Here is a 12,868-nt window from a genome sequence, read left to right as displayed (position 1 = left end):
AGAGGGGGATGTTTGGGATATGTCACAACCCAAAACCAATGTGCTTGCCGTGACGATTGCCATTTACGTGGCAACGTTTGTGAGCGCGATTGAGGGAACTATCGTGTCGACGGCGCTACCTACAATTGTGGGGAACCTGCATGGCGTGGCGTTAATGAACTGGGTGTTTTCAATCTATCTGCTGGCAACAGCGATGGTGACACCGATTTACGGCAAGTTAGCCGATGTGATTGGGCGTAAGCCAGTCATGCAATTTGGCTTGGCTGTTTTTATCGTCGGGTCCGCCATGAGTGGCCTGGCGAATAGCATGCCGGTGCTGATCTTCTGGCGGGCGATTCAGGGGATTGGTGCGGGTGCGCTGCTACCAGTCTCGATGACGATCATTGCCGATATTTATTCACTGGAAAAACGGGCGAAGATTCTTGGTATCACCAACTCCGCCTGGGGGATTGCCGCCGTATTGGCACCTCTGTTGGGTGGCATCATTATCGATAAGCTAAGCTGGCATTGGATCTTCTTCATCAACGTTCCGGTTGGGTTAATTACCATGGTATTATTCCAATTATATTTACACGAGCCCAAGCGATTGCGGACGGAGAGCATCGACTACCTCGGAAGCTTTTGGCTGATGCTGTGTCTACTTAGTCTGATGTTGAGTTTTCAGGTGCTTAGTAGTCAACCCATCAGATGGTGGGGATTCGTCGTCGGGCTGGTCATCAGTGGCCTGAGCCTGTGGCTATTTATCCGGCGTGAACAGCGAGCGGTAGATCCGATCATCTCACTGGAACTCTTCAAGAACCGGCCGTTCATTGTTCAAAATGCAATTGCGACACTGATCAATGGCTATTTGATGGCGTTGACCGTCTACGTGCCAACCTGGGGACAAGGAATTCATGGCGTTTCGGCCTCAGTGGCTGGACTAGCGCTGACACCAAACTCCTTACTGTGGGTGGTGGGGGCATTTGCCACCGGTTACTTCCTAGCAAGATGGACGCCGCGGCGAATCCTCTACTTCAGTCTCTCATTCATTCTAGTGGCGGGGCTTGCTTTGGCCCTGTTGCCAATGAAGGCACCGTTTGGCTGGTTCTTCGTGATCACAGCAATTAATGGGTTTGGTTTTGGGATCGCACTGACGGCCACCACCCTGACCTCACAACGGTTAGTCTCGGCGGAAAATGTCGGGGTTGCAACGTCATTTAACACGCTCGGTCGGACAATTGGGCAGGCACTAATGGTTTCCATCTTCGGTATTATCCTCAACACGGGGATGCAACAGAGCCTACAACATCATCCGGGAACCAGCATGGCGATGATGAATCGATTGATTAATCCCCAAACGGCCAGTGGTCTACCAACACGGCTATTGCCGGCACTACGTCAGGTGTTGTACAATGGTTTGCATTGGGTCTATCTGATTGGCTTCCTGATTGTGGTTCTAACGTTTGTTATCAATCGTTTGGATCATAGTGATGAGATATTGGGTAACGGAGCAGATTAGCTGTCCTGCGTTTCTGAGGCCAATCAAAGTTGGAAAAGCTCACATCCATGTTTAATGACATCACTCTTATTTGTGGTTGGAGTGGACGGCTAGTATCGTGCCAATGGGAAGCGTGGTATGAACTCGTTTCGGTTGGGAAAACTAGTCGTAATTCGTCACGTATTTGTAGCCGCAGGAAGCCAGGGATGGAGCCAGCCGTGATAGTGGCGTTGGTAGGTGTATTTTGCCTACCTACACCACGGGACGAGCTTGGAGATGCGCTGAACTTTGCGTAACTTCAAGTCGAGCCGGAAGCCCGCTCTTTGGCTGTAGGCGGTCCCCACAGCAGGCGGAATTCCTGGAAGCCGGAGGCGGCAGAACGGTTATGCTGATTGAGAGCAAGTTTTCACCAAACAACCGTTGACATGAAACCGGGTAGCTGGTATGATGGTTAAGTTGAGAAATTAAGCAGAGGCTTCCGCTTCTCGCCCTGTGGCTTACGCTGCTGGGCTGGATATGCACGTTAATCCGATTATTTTAGTTGGATTTCTTGCGGGAGCCGTTTGATTATCATCAAAGGTTCCCGCATTTTTTGTGAGTGAGATTCTGCAGTTCTCGAGATTATTTTGGAGGTGGATTACCATAGCAAACGACACGATTGTCAACGAGGGAATTCGAGCACGTGAAGTACGGCTTATCGCTGGAGACGGCGAACAATTGGGTATCAAGACCAAGAGTGAAGCTTTACAGATCGCCGAAGACGCAAACCTCGATTTAGTTCTGGTTGCACCGAAAGCTAAGCCACCAGTAGCCCGGATCATGGACTATGGGAAGTACCGTTTTGAGTTGCAAAAGAAGCAACGCGAAGCACGTAAGAACCAAAAAGTGGTCAGTGTCAAGGAAGTTCGCTTGAGTCCTACCATTGATACCAACGACTTCAACACCAAGCTGAAGAATGCTAAAAAGTTCTTGGCTAAGGGTGAAAAAGTTCGGGTTTCAATCCGGTTTAAGGGTCGGGCAATTACCCATAAAGACATTGGTCGCGAAGTGCTTAATCGCATGGTAGCTGAAACGGCAGACGTCGCAACAGTTGTACAACGGCCAAAGATGGACGGTCGGAGCATGTTCTTAATGCTTTCGCCCATCGCAGAGAAATAGTGTGAATTGATTGGGTAGCATCAAGCTGCCGATTTAAGGAGGAAATTTCGTATTATGCCAAAGATGAAGACTAACCGCGCCGCAGCTAAGCGTTTCAAAGTAACTGCTAAGGGCGGTATCAAGAGTGCCAATGCTTACACGTCTCACCGTTTCCACGGTAAGACCAAGAAGCAACGCCGGAACCTTCGTGGTACCCGGATGATGAACGAAACGACGATCAACACTTACCGTCAATTACTGCAAAAGTAATCCAGTAAGCTGGTCACATATTTTTCGGGTCGACGAAATGTCGACATAATGTTTGAATTGATTTAGGAGGAAAAGATTATGCCACGAGTTAAAGGCGGTACTGTTACACGCGCACGTCGCAAGAAGGTTTTAAAGTTAGCTAAGGGTTACCGTGGTTCAAAGCACCGTTTATTTAAGGTTGCTAAGGACCAAGTCATGAAGGGTCGTCAATACGCCTTCCGTGACCGGAAAGCTACTAAGCGTAACTTCCGTAAGATCTGGATCGCCCGGATCAACGCCGCAGCACGGATGAACGGTCTGAGCTACAGCAAGTTGATGCACGGTTTGAAGTTAGCCAACATCGATGTTAACCGTAAAATGTTAGCTGATTTGGCAGTTAACGATGCTGCTGCATTCACTGCCTTAGCTGAACAAGCTAAGACTGCATTGGCTGCTTAATTCAGTTAATGAGAGAGAGGGACTTCGCATTTTGCGGGGTTCTTTTTTGTTAGAGAGTGGAGCAAGCCGCTTAGATTCTGAGCATTAACGTCATTAAGTGCCCGCTCGGTGGAACCGAGCCGGTGCTTAATGGGGTTAAGCGCAGGAATCTGGCTTGCGGAACTCGTTTCAGAAGCTGCAAGTTTCCGGAAATAATGGCGAGAGAAAGTCTAACTCTCTACATGAGACTAGCCACCGAAGGGCAGCCGCTCTCTCCCGGGACACTTACTAATCAAAAACACCAAAAACCACCAACGACCATAACTGATTACGCCGGCGACAACCCCGCACCACGGAACGTCGTCAGCAACAATCAGTACGAGCAACAATCAATCAGTCGTTGTGTGATTCTTAAAGCGCCACACGGGCGTTCTTAAAATCAGCAAAATTTCCGTTAAAAACGTTTCGCATTCTCAGTCGTTACGAGTAGCAAATTTTGCGAAAATTGCGTATAATGAAATGCTAGACAGCCGATATCGGCAAACGGACGAAGGGGGGCAGTCACCCGCATGGTTTCCGCATTCAAGCCAACGTGGATGGTTACAAATATATACGATTTGACACCGGATCAGTTAAGAGCTCACGGGATTAAAGCCGTGATGACCGATCTGGATAACACCTTAATTGCTTGGAACAACCCTGATGGGACACCTGAATTACGGCATTGGCTAACGATGTTAGAAATGGCCGGCATTCAGGTCATTGTGGTGTCCAACAATAGCCGCGCGCGGGTGGACCGAGCCGTTGCACCTTTTAACTTACCTTATGTACACCGGGCGTTGAAACCTCTGACTTGGGGAATTCGCCGGGCACTTCACCGCTGGAATTTGCGGCGAGAGGAAGCCATTATGGTGGGTGATCAGCTCTTAACGGATGTTTGGTCTGCACATCGTAGTGGGGTCCGAAGTGTCCTGGTGAAGCCGATTTTGACATCGGACGCCTGGGTCACGAAGGGGAACCGCTTATTGGAAAAGGTCGTCATGTGGCGTTTGCGGCATGACTATCCAGAATTAACTTGGCAGGAGGATCTTAATGAACGAAAAACACACTGAACCCGTTTTAGTTGACGGTGAAGCTTTGCACTGTATTGGGTGCGGAGCGGAGATTCAAACAACGGACAAGACGGCACCGGGCTACACGCCCCAGTCGGCTTTAGAAAAGGGTATGGAAAAAGAGGAAGTCTATTGTCAACGGTGCTTCCGCTTGCGGCACTACAATGAAATTGTGCCCGTCGGTTTGACCGATGACGACTTTCTGAATTTATTGACCCAAATTCAAGACGCCAACGCGCTGATTGTCTACGTTGTGGACATCTTTGATTTCAACGGTAGTGTGATTCCTGGATTGCACCGGTTTGTGGGTGAGAACCCAATCTTACTGGTCGGCAACAAGGAAGATCTTTTGCCTAGCTCTTTGAAGCGCAGCAAGCTCAAAGACTGGATTCGGCAACGGGCCAACGAACAAGGCTTGCGGCCAATTGACGTGACCTTGTTGAGTGCCAAGACGAACCAGTCCGTGGACCAATTGTTGGAATTGATCAACAAGTACCGCGGCGATCGGGACGTTTACGTGGTTGGGGTGACCAACGTTGGGAAGTCCACGTTGATCAACCAAATTATTCGGCAAAATACCGGGGTCAAGGACCTGATTACCACGTCCCGTTTTCCTGGCACGACGTTGGATAAGATTGAATTACCTTTGGATGATAACCACGTCTTGGTCGACACCCCTGGGATCATTCAGAACCAACAGATGGCACACTTCTTGGATGGCAAGGACCTCAAGCTTGTGGCGCCACAAAAGCAGATCAAACCCAAGACTTACCAATTGAACGATCAACAGACGTTGTTCTTTGGTGGGATTGCGCGGTTTGACTACACCAACGGGCCGAAGAGTGGCTTCATTGCTTACTTTGAAAACAACTTATATATTCATCGGACTAAGCTGGAAAATGCGGATGACTTCTACACGCGCCAATTGGGGCAACTGTTGACGCCACCACAACCTGAAAACAAGGATGATTTTCCGCCACTGGTTCCACATGAATTTAAAACAACTGTGAAGAGCGACCTGGTCTTTGAAGGCCTAGGTTGGATCACCGTTCCAGCCGGCGTCAATGTTACCGGTTGGGCACCTGCAGGCGTCGGCGTATTGGTCCGGCGCGCAATGATTTAGATAGATGGAGGAAAACAACGTGTTACGAGGGAAACAAAAGAGATATTTACGTGCTCACGCACACGCCATGCACCCCTTATTTTCTGTGGGTAAGAATGGCTTAACGTCGGCTTGGTTGGAACAATTGACCGGTGCCTTAGAAAATCGCGAATTAATCAAGATCAATCTCCAACAGAGTGCGGAAGCCACGGTTGAAGAAACCAAGAACTTTATCGAACAGGGAACGGACATTCAAGTCGTTCAAACGATCGGTCGGGTACTGGTTCTTTACCGTCCCGCAACGAATGAAGAAAACCAAAGAATTTCATCAGTCGTTGAAAATATGTAGGAGGTCTGGCAGTCGTGGTAAAAATCTCAGAACAAACGAGTACGCAGGTGGCTACCCAGATGGCGGCAACCGCTAAGAAACGCCGAATTGGTATTCTTGGGGGGACGTTTAATCCGCCACATTTGGGTCACCTGGTAATTGCCGATCAAGTCGCCACGCAATTGGGACTTGATAAGGTTTTATTTATGCCCGATGCTGAACCGCCTCACGTTGATAAGAAGCTGGCGATTCCGGCTGCCGACCGCGTGGCAATGGTCAAGGCGGCAATCAAGGATAATCCCCGGTTCGATCTGGAGCTCACCGAGGTCCAACGCGGTGGGAAGAGTTATTCTTACGATACGATGTTACAGCTGACGCAGCAACATCCGGAAAATCAGTATTATTTTATCATTGGTGGTGACATGGTGGCTTATTTGCCGAAGTGGTACCGCATCAATGACCTGATTAAAATGGTGCAGTTCGTGGGTGTCTGCCGCCAAGGCTTCACTCGTGAATCACCGTATCCCGTACTGTGGGTGGACGTGCCAAGCATTGGCATCAGTTCAACCATGATTCGTGATCAAATCCGCCGGGGACAGTCGGTCCGTTACTTGGTACCGACCATGGTGGACCTCTATATAAAGGAGCATCTGTTATACCGTGACTGAGCTAACTTATAAAGAAAACATTTTTCCCGGCACGCGGCAGGAGCTGATTGACCGGATTTCAGACCAATTACGGCCAAAGCGATTCCAACACGTCTTGCGGGTTGAACAAACAGCTCTAGAACTGGCTGCTAAGAACGACGTTGACGCGGAGAAGGCCAGCATTGCTGGTTTGATTCACGATTACGCAAAGCAGCGGCCCGATGCCGACTTCATTGCCGCAATCAAGGCTTATCAATTGGATGCCGATTTGCTCAACTATGGCAATGCCATTTGGCACGGCCTCGTGGGTGCGGAGTTGATCAAGCGTGAGCTACACATTTACGATGAAGATATCTTAAATGCCGTGCGACACCACACGACCGGGGACGTCTATATGACGCCACTGGAACAAGTGGTCTACATGGCCGACTACCTGGAACCTGCACGGGACTTTCCAGGCGTCGATGAAGCTAGAAAGATTACGGCTAAAGATCTCGGGGCTGGTGTGGCCTATCAGGCGCAACACACCCTGCAGTATTTGGTCGAAAACGGCTTGCCCGTGTACCCCAAATCATTAGAAACTTACAATGCTTGGGTACCACGGTATCAGAAATAAAGCACCAAAATTCGAGAGGAGCAATTGCATGGATAGCAAACAAGTCTTAGAAATTGCAGTCAAGGCTGCAGAAAGCAAGCGGGCAGAAGACATGACCGCTTTAGATATGCGGAAGGTCAGCCTGATGGCCGACTACTTCCTGATTGTGGACGCCAACTCAAGTCGGCAGGTCCAAGCCATCGTTGACGAGGTTGAAGACCAAGTTAGTGCCAATGGCGTTACCATCAAGGACGTTGAGGGTAAGAGCAGTGCCAACTGGATCTTGATCGACTTAGGCGACGTGATCGTCCACGTCTTCCAGAAGGAACAACGGAGTCACTACAACTTGGAAAAGCTGTGGTCCGATGCCCCTGAAGTTGATTTGACCGAGTGGGTAGAGGCTGAAGCATGATCTATCAGTCCTTTGCTGAGCTTTACGACGAATTGTTCGATCCAGCCATGTACGACCAGTGGCTGGATTTTGTCGCCCAACGTGTCAGTCCCGCGGACGGCGAGTTACTCGACCTGGCCTGTGGGAGTGGTCGCTTAGGGGTCTTATTGGCCCAGCGTGGCTACCAAGTTAGTGGGTTGGATCTCTCTGAGGAAATGTTGGCGCTGGCCGCTAAGCACGCTCAGGAGGCCGACGTGACTATGCCACTCATGGCGGGTGACATGCTCGACCTGACGATGATCGGTGAATACCAGACGGTGACTTGTTTTGCGGATTCCTTCTGTTATTTACCGGATCTGAACGCTGTTACGGCGGCTTTCCGGCAGGTCCACGACCACTTAACGGTGGGCGGTAAGTTCTTGTTTGATGTGATTACGCCACACCAAACGGATGACGTTTATCCGGGCTACATGTATAATTACGTCGATGACACGCGGGCCTTTATCTGGACCAGCTATGGCATCGAAGACGAAGAACACGCGGCTGAGCATGATCTGACCTTCTTCACGCAAAATGAAGAGACCGGTGACTACCATAAGGTTACGGAACTGCACCATGAGCGGACGTATGCGTTACCTGACTATCAGGCAGCGTTGAAGGCCGCTGGGTTAACGGTGCAACGGGTCAGTGCTGACTTTGGCAATGCCGAAGTTGCGGCAGATACCACGCGTTGGTTCTTCGAGGTAACACGGGAGGCGTAGGCATGGCGTTACAAGCTGTGGGCATCATTGCGGAATATAATCCATTTCATAACGGCCACGCCTACCAGGTGGCACAAGCCAGAAAAATGACTGGGGCCGACGTTGTGGTTGCGGCGATGAGCGGCAACTGGGTTCAGCGCGGAGAGCCCGCACTCATGGACAAGTGGCAACGCGCACAGGCCGCCATTGCGGGTGGCGTGGATCTCGTGGTTGAACTTCCCACGGCAAGTGCCGTCCAACCGGCACATCTGTTTGCGAGCGGTGGGGTTAGCCTGTTGGCAGCCATGGACTGTCGCTGGCTGGTCTTTGGCAGTGAGCATCCCGAGATGGACTATGACCAATTGATGGCGCATTTGCCCAGTGACCCGGCCACGTTTAAACGTTTTGATCAGACCTATGCGTCCTTGTTTCAAGGCTATCTACGCGAGCAAACGGGGATTACCCTGAATGCCGCTAATGATATTCTAGGGTTCTTCTATGCGCTGGCAAATCGTCGGCAAGGGAATCCGTTGGAATTGTTAGCGTTGGCGCGCAAGGGGAGTCAGCATAATGATCAAACGATTGCGGCGACCAGTGCTTTTGCCAGTGCTACGTCGATTCGTTCGGCGGCGCTCACGGGTGACTGGGACGCGGTTGCGGCCGTGGTGCCGGCAACGACCCTCGCAATACTGAAAGATGCGCAGTTGACCAGTTGGGAAGACTTCTGGCCCAATCTACGATATCAGTTGGTGAGTGGGGACGTGGCCGATTTGCGGCAAGTGTACCAGATCACCGAGGGTGTTGAGTATCGACTGAAACGCGCCGCGCTACCGAGTGCCACGTTTGCGGAATTCATGCACGCGGTGAAGACCAAGCGTTACACTTACACGCGGTTACAACGGCAGTCGGCTTACTTGTTGGGGCAGATGAAGCCCGCCGAGATGGACCCACAGCCGCAGTATCTGCGGGTGCTGGGTTATTCGGCAGCTGGGCAACGGTACCTGCATCAGATCAAGAAGCGGGTGAACCTGCCACTGATTAGTCGGGCTGATCGTGATTGGCAGCGCGGTCCCGGTGAACTGGATGATCGGCTGGGTGCGCTACGGACGTTAATCACGGGGATTCCCCAAGATTATGGCCGAATTCCGGTAAAAATAACGCTTTCAGAGTGACTATCAAGGAAATTACCTTGACATCACATTTTTTGACAGGTATAATTTATCACGTTGCATTGGAGGAATTGCGATGAAATGGTCGTTGACCGAACTGCGAAAGAATCACCGAAACGATCCGTTGATGTTCGATGAAACCTTGGATTTAAAGGCGGACTTAATCGAACGTTACGGTAACGATGTGTTAGATGTCGGTCCCGTCCACGCTAAGGGCTTAGCGTCCGTTGTGGAAGGTGGCGACGTTGTGATTGTCGCACAGGTAACGGCGGACTTAACAGTGCCGTCAAGCCGGTCATTAGCACCGGTCGATTTACCTGTTAGTTTCAAAATGACGGAATTTTATGTTTCTGACCCGACCGCAACGCAACGGTTTGAGAAGACCGATGTTGTGATGGTGGTCACCGATGACCAGATTGATTTAGACAAGGCCGTCGGGGATAACATTATTTTACAGATTCCGATGCACATTCTTTCTGACGCTGAGCAACAAGGCGAAGCGATGCCCACTGGTAAAGATTGGGAAGTCGTTTCCGAAGAGAACCTTGAAGCAGTTGAGAAGGAAAATCAATCAGTTGATCCACGTCTTGCAAAGTTAAAGGATTTCTTCCCTGATCAGGATGATCAATAATCCTCTTTGTAAGCCTTAAAAATTTTTTCACTAGTGGATATAATTTTATTTGAAGGAGGTGTTTTCTTTGGCTGTACCAGCACGGAAAACGTCTAAGACGAAAAAAGCTATGCGTCGTGGTCACATCAAGTTAACCACGCCTAATTTAACTGCTTGCCCTAACTGTGGTGAATTACGTAAGTCACACATGGTTTGCCCAAGTTGCGGTTTCTACGATGGCCGTCAGGTCGTTGCAACGAAGACTGCAAGTAACAACTAATTTAATTTAGGAAGAAACTCCCATGAAGTCCGCGGCTTCTGGGAGTTTTTTTGCGCATTCAACGGTGGTTTGCTTTGCGCAGAGTCAGTGAAAAAAGGTATAATAACGACACTAACGTAAATTTGAGGAGTGAAATTTTGGCAATTAAATTAATCGCGACCGACTTAAACGGGACGCTACTGCACAATGACCAGACTTTCAACCAGTCCCTGTTCCGGGAGACCCTGCAGGCTTTGGGTCAACGAGGAATTCGGCTGGTGCTATCCTCTGGCAACCAGTTTACTCATTTGGAAAAGTTGTTTCACGACGTCATGGCTGATAATCTGGCCATTGTAGCCGAGAACGGGGCCTCCATCTACTTACAAGGAAAGCAGGTCTTCGACGGCAGTCTGAGTGCTGAAGACTTACACCACTTTGTGACCGTTGATCGCCATCAGGACTTTCTGAAGTCCGCCTATGTTATTCTGGTGGGGCAACAGGGCTCTTACACAGAAACGGGGGCACCGCAGGTATTGATCGATGCCGCCGAGAAATTTTACGACAATCTCCACCAGGTCGCTGATTTGGGTACCGTCGAAGATCGGATCAAAAAGATAAGTATTTCCACGGCACCTGGGGAAGCAACCAAGCTGGTGGCTGACCTGAACGCTTACTTCGATGGCAAGCTACAGGCCCATGACAGTGGTTACGGTGTGGTTGACGTGGTTGCTGCCAATGTTGGCAAGTTGCCAGCTGTGCAGTGGTTAGCTGACCGCTGGCATGTGACCGCTGACGAGATCATGGCTTTTGGCGATGGTGCTAATGATGTGCCACTGCTGCAATTTGCCAAGCAAAGTTGGGCCATGTGTAATGCCCCAGTTAGCGTTCAGGATACGGCTACCCGCGTGACTAGTGTGGATAATGAGCACGATGGTGTATTAACGACGATTCAATCAGCATTGATGGTGATGTAGTTAGGGTCATAGAACTAGCGGAGGGTAGTAATGGACAACTTTTTCTTTGATTTTGACAACACGTTAGCCGATTCTAGCAATGTCGCCGTGCTGGCGACGCAGCGGGCATACACGGCAAAGGGATTGGCGATGCCCACACGTGAGGCCATTGTCGGCTACATGGGGGTGCCGATTGAGGTGTCTTTTGCGAAGATGGCGACGGTCAGTCTGGACGATGCCGCGCTGGAAGACTTGTTTACCGAATTTCGCAAGCAGTATCAACGTGCGGAGACGACCGGAATTACCTTGTTTGATGGGATGGCGGCCACAATTGCTGAACTCAATCAGCGGGGGAAACGTCTGTACGTGGTCTCCAGTAAAAACTCGGTACCTCTGCAGAGAAACCTCAATCAGGTTGGCCTGGGCCAATCGTTTGCGGCCATCAGTGGGTCCGATATGGTGGCACACTACAAGCCGGCACCGGATGGCGTGATCAACCTGCTGCGGCGATTTGACTTGGATACTGCCCACAGCGTGATGATCGGGGATGCCAAGTATGACATTCGAATGGGTCACAATGCGGGTGTCGCGACGGCCGGGGCAATGTGGGGCGCTGCTGACCCGATGGCTGTTAAAGCTGAAAAACCGACGTATCTCTTGGATACGCCGGCAGAATTACTTAATTTGTAAGAGGGTGGCGTTTAAGCTGTAATGGCTTGAACGCTTTTTTTATTACCATGCTTTTGGTGGGGTGCGCAGGAGTCAATGATCTTGATCGATGTAACTTGGAGTCTTGTAATTGAATTCTAATAGGCAAGATATTAGCTAATCAAACCGCAGCCCAATAACATCAAAGATTAAAATATAATGATGCTTATAATTGCGGCTGTCAATTTTAACCGGCTAGCCGGTTATTTCTGACCGAGCTTACAAGTTTCTCTAGGATTTTACGTATAAGGCGGCTAAACTGGTACTAATTGAATCGCAAACAAAGGAGAAATTAAGGCATGGGGAAACGACGGTTGCTACTGGTGGTCATGTTGGTCGGACTGATTGGACTCGTGCGGTGGGGGATGCCGCAGAATTTTGGTTTTTCAATGATGCGCGTGAATCGTGTGGTCCATCAGTTGGAGACGCGGCTACCAGATGGGCAGGACCAGGCGGGAACTCCGGTCGAGAAGATTGCTGCGGAGCACCCGCTACACAGGACATATTACTATCACTTCGCCGGTAGCGTGCCGGTCAACGTGCGCCCCATATTTGAGGAGGCCGTGACGGTCTATAACAAGACGGGCCTGGTTGAGCTGATTGCTGGTAAACCACAGCAAAAGCAAAATGGGATTACATTCTTCACGTACCATAAGGAAACTTCGACGCAGCCTAATTTTCTAGAGTTGGGTGAGGGTGGCCCCGAGATTCGACGTTACGTGGGCTTGGGGAGCTATACGATTAATCGGGCACGAGCTGGCCTAAATTTGGCGCATCCTGAAGCCGGCATTCGCCCTTCAGTGGCAATCCATGAGCTGGGTCACGCAATCGGCTTGGAACACAGTAAAAGTCGGCAATCCATCATGTATCCGTTGGATCAGGGGCACGAACGACTGTCGGCCGCCGATCGAAAGACGTTGCGGGTGCTGTATGCGCAGAATGGGTAAAAGTCA

Annotated in this window: 17 protein-coding genes and 1 other annotated feature; all 17 genes read left to right on the top strand. The window is 50.3% G+C overall.

Annotated features, from left to right (window positions below; all coding sequences use genetic code 11):
* Nucleotides 1-19 precede the first annotated feature (19 nt).
* On the top strand, nt 20-1,498 hold the full coding sequence (locus ACEPSU_RS07870; protein ID WP_395323335.1) for an MDR family MFS transporter: 1,479 nt from the start codon (nt 20-22) through the stop codon (nt 1,496-1,498).
* Between the two features lie 439 nt (nt 1,499-1,937).
* Nucleotides 1,938-2,078: a sequence feature (ribosomal protein L20 leader region), on the top strand.
* A 35-nt stretch (nt 2,079-2,113) separates the two neighbouring features.
* Nucleotides 2,114-2,635 (top strand): translation initiation factor IF-3, encoded by a 522-nt coding sequence (infC, locus tag ACEPSU_RS07865; RefSeq protein ID WP_395323162.1) that lies wholly within the window; start codon nt 2,114-2,116, stop codon nt 2,633-2,635.
* Nucleotides 2,636-2,689: 54 nt separating this feature from the next.
* On the top strand, nt 2,690-2,884 hold the full coding sequence (gene rpmI / locus ACEPSU_RS07860; protein WP_020090102.1) for a 50S ribosomal protein L35: 195 nt from the start codon (nt 2,690-2,692) through the stop codon (nt 2,882-2,884).
* A gap of 78 nt (nt 2,885-2,962) precedes the next feature.
* Nucleotides 2,963-3,322 carry a 50S ribosomal protein L20 gene (gene rplT, locus ACEPSU_RS07855; protein ID WP_020090101.1) on the top strand — a complete coding sequence of 120 codons (360 nt, stop codon included), beginning with the start codon at nt 2,963-2,965 and terminating at the stop codon, nt 3,320-3,322.
* Between the two features lie 548 nt (nt 3,323-3,870).
* A complete protein-coding gene (locus ACEPSU_RS07850; RefSeq protein WP_020090100.1) occupies nt 3,871-4,413 on the top strand; it encodes a YqeG family HAD IIIA-type phosphatase in 543 nt (180 codons plus the stop codon).
* Nucleotides 4,394-5,536, top strand: a complete 1,143-nt coding sequence (gene yqeH / locus ACEPSU_RS07845) for a ribosome biogenesis GTPase YqeH (protein ID WP_395320982.1) — start codon at nt 4,394-4,396, stop codon at nt 5,534-5,536. Before ACEPSU_RS07850 ends, yqeH begins: the two co-directional genes overlap by 20 nt.
* Nucleotides 5,537-5,540: 4 nt before the next feature.
* The gene (gene yhbY / locus ACEPSU_RS07840; protein ID WP_033388970.1) at nt 5,541-5,864 is read left to right on the top strand and encodes a ribosome assembly RNA-binding protein YhbY; all 324 of its coding nucleotides are present in this window, start codon (nt 5,541-5,543) and stop codon (nt 5,862-5,864) included.
* Nucleotides 5,865-5,878: 14 nt separating this feature from the next.
* Complete coding sequence (locus tag ACEPSU_RS07835) at nt 5,879-6,511, top strand: nicotinate-nucleotide adenylyltransferase (RefSeq protein WP_020090097.1); 633 nt, start codon at nt 5,879-5,881, stop codon at nt 6,509-6,511.
* Nucleotides 6,504-7,106: a bis(5'-nucleosyl)-tetraphosphatase (symmetrical) YqeK gene (yqeK, locus tag ACEPSU_RS07830; protein WP_020090096.1), complete on the top strand. Its 603-nt coding sequence runs from the start codon at nt 6,504-6,506 to the stop codon at nt 7,104-7,106. Before ACEPSU_RS07835 ends, yqeK begins: the two co-directional genes overlap by 8 nt.
* Before the next feature lie 28 nt (nt 7,107-7,134).
* Nucleotides 7,135-7,497: a ribosome silencing factor gene (gene rsfS / locus ACEPSU_RS07825; protein WP_395320980.1), complete on the top strand. Its 363-nt coding sequence runs from the start codon at nt 7,135-7,137 to the stop codon at nt 7,495-7,497.
* A complete protein-coding gene (locus ACEPSU_RS07820; RefSeq protein ID WP_395320978.1) occupies nt 7,494-8,237 on the top strand; it encodes a class I SAM-dependent DNA methyltransferase in 744 nt (247 codons plus the stop codon). Before rsfS ends, ACEPSU_RS07820 begins: the two co-directional genes overlap by 4 nt.
* 2 nt (nt 8,238-8,239) lie before the next feature.
* Nucleotides 8,240-9,388, top strand: a complete 1,149-nt coding sequence (locus ACEPSU_RS07815) for a nucleotidyltransferase (RefSeq protein ID WP_395320976.1) — start codon at nt 8,240-8,242, stop codon at nt 9,386-9,388.
* A 73-nt stretch (nt 9,389-9,461) separates the two neighbouring features.
* A complete protein-coding gene (locus tag ACEPSU_RS07810; protein ID WP_020090092.1) occupies nt 9,462-10,016 on the top strand; it encodes a DUF177 domain-containing protein in 555 nt (184 codons plus the stop codon).
* Nucleotides 10,017-10,083: 67 nt separating this feature from the next.
* The gene (gene rpmF, locus ACEPSU_RS07805) at nt 10,084-10,275 is read left to right on the top strand and encodes a 50S ribosomal protein L32 (protein WP_020090091.1); all 192 of its coding nucleotides are present in this window, start codon (nt 10,084-10,086) and stop codon (nt 10,273-10,275) included.
* A gap of 137 nt (nt 10,276-10,412) precedes the next feature.
* Nucleotides 10,413-11,228, top strand: a complete 816-nt coding sequence (locus tag ACEPSU_RS07800) for a Cof-type HAD-IIB family hydrolase (protein WP_395320975.1) — start codon at nt 10,413-10,415, stop codon at nt 11,226-11,228.
* Nucleotides 11,229-11,258: 30 nt separating this feature from the next.
* The gene (locus ACEPSU_RS07795) at nt 11,259-11,897 is read left to right on the top strand and encodes an HAD family hydrolase (RefSeq protein WP_395320974.1); all 639 of its coding nucleotides are present in this window, start codon (nt 11,259-11,261) and stop codon (nt 11,895-11,897) included.
* Nucleotides 11,898-12,214: 317 nt separating this feature from the next.
* Entirely contained in the window at nt 12,215-12,862 is a 648-nt protein-coding gene (locus ACEPSU_RS07790) for a matrixin family metalloprotease (RefSeq protein ID WP_395320973.1), read from the top strand.
* Nucleotides 12,863-12,868 lie beyond the last annotated feature (6 nt).

This window comes from Levilactobacillus parabrevis (assembly GCF_044051715.1).
GTDB classification, from domain to species: Bacteria; Bacillota; Bacilli; order Lactobacillales; family Lactobacillaceae; genus Levilactobacillus; species Levilactobacillus parabrevis.
The sequence above is the reverse complement of the archived record's forward strand: the minus strand, read 5'-3'. Positions and strand labels throughout refer to the sequence as shown.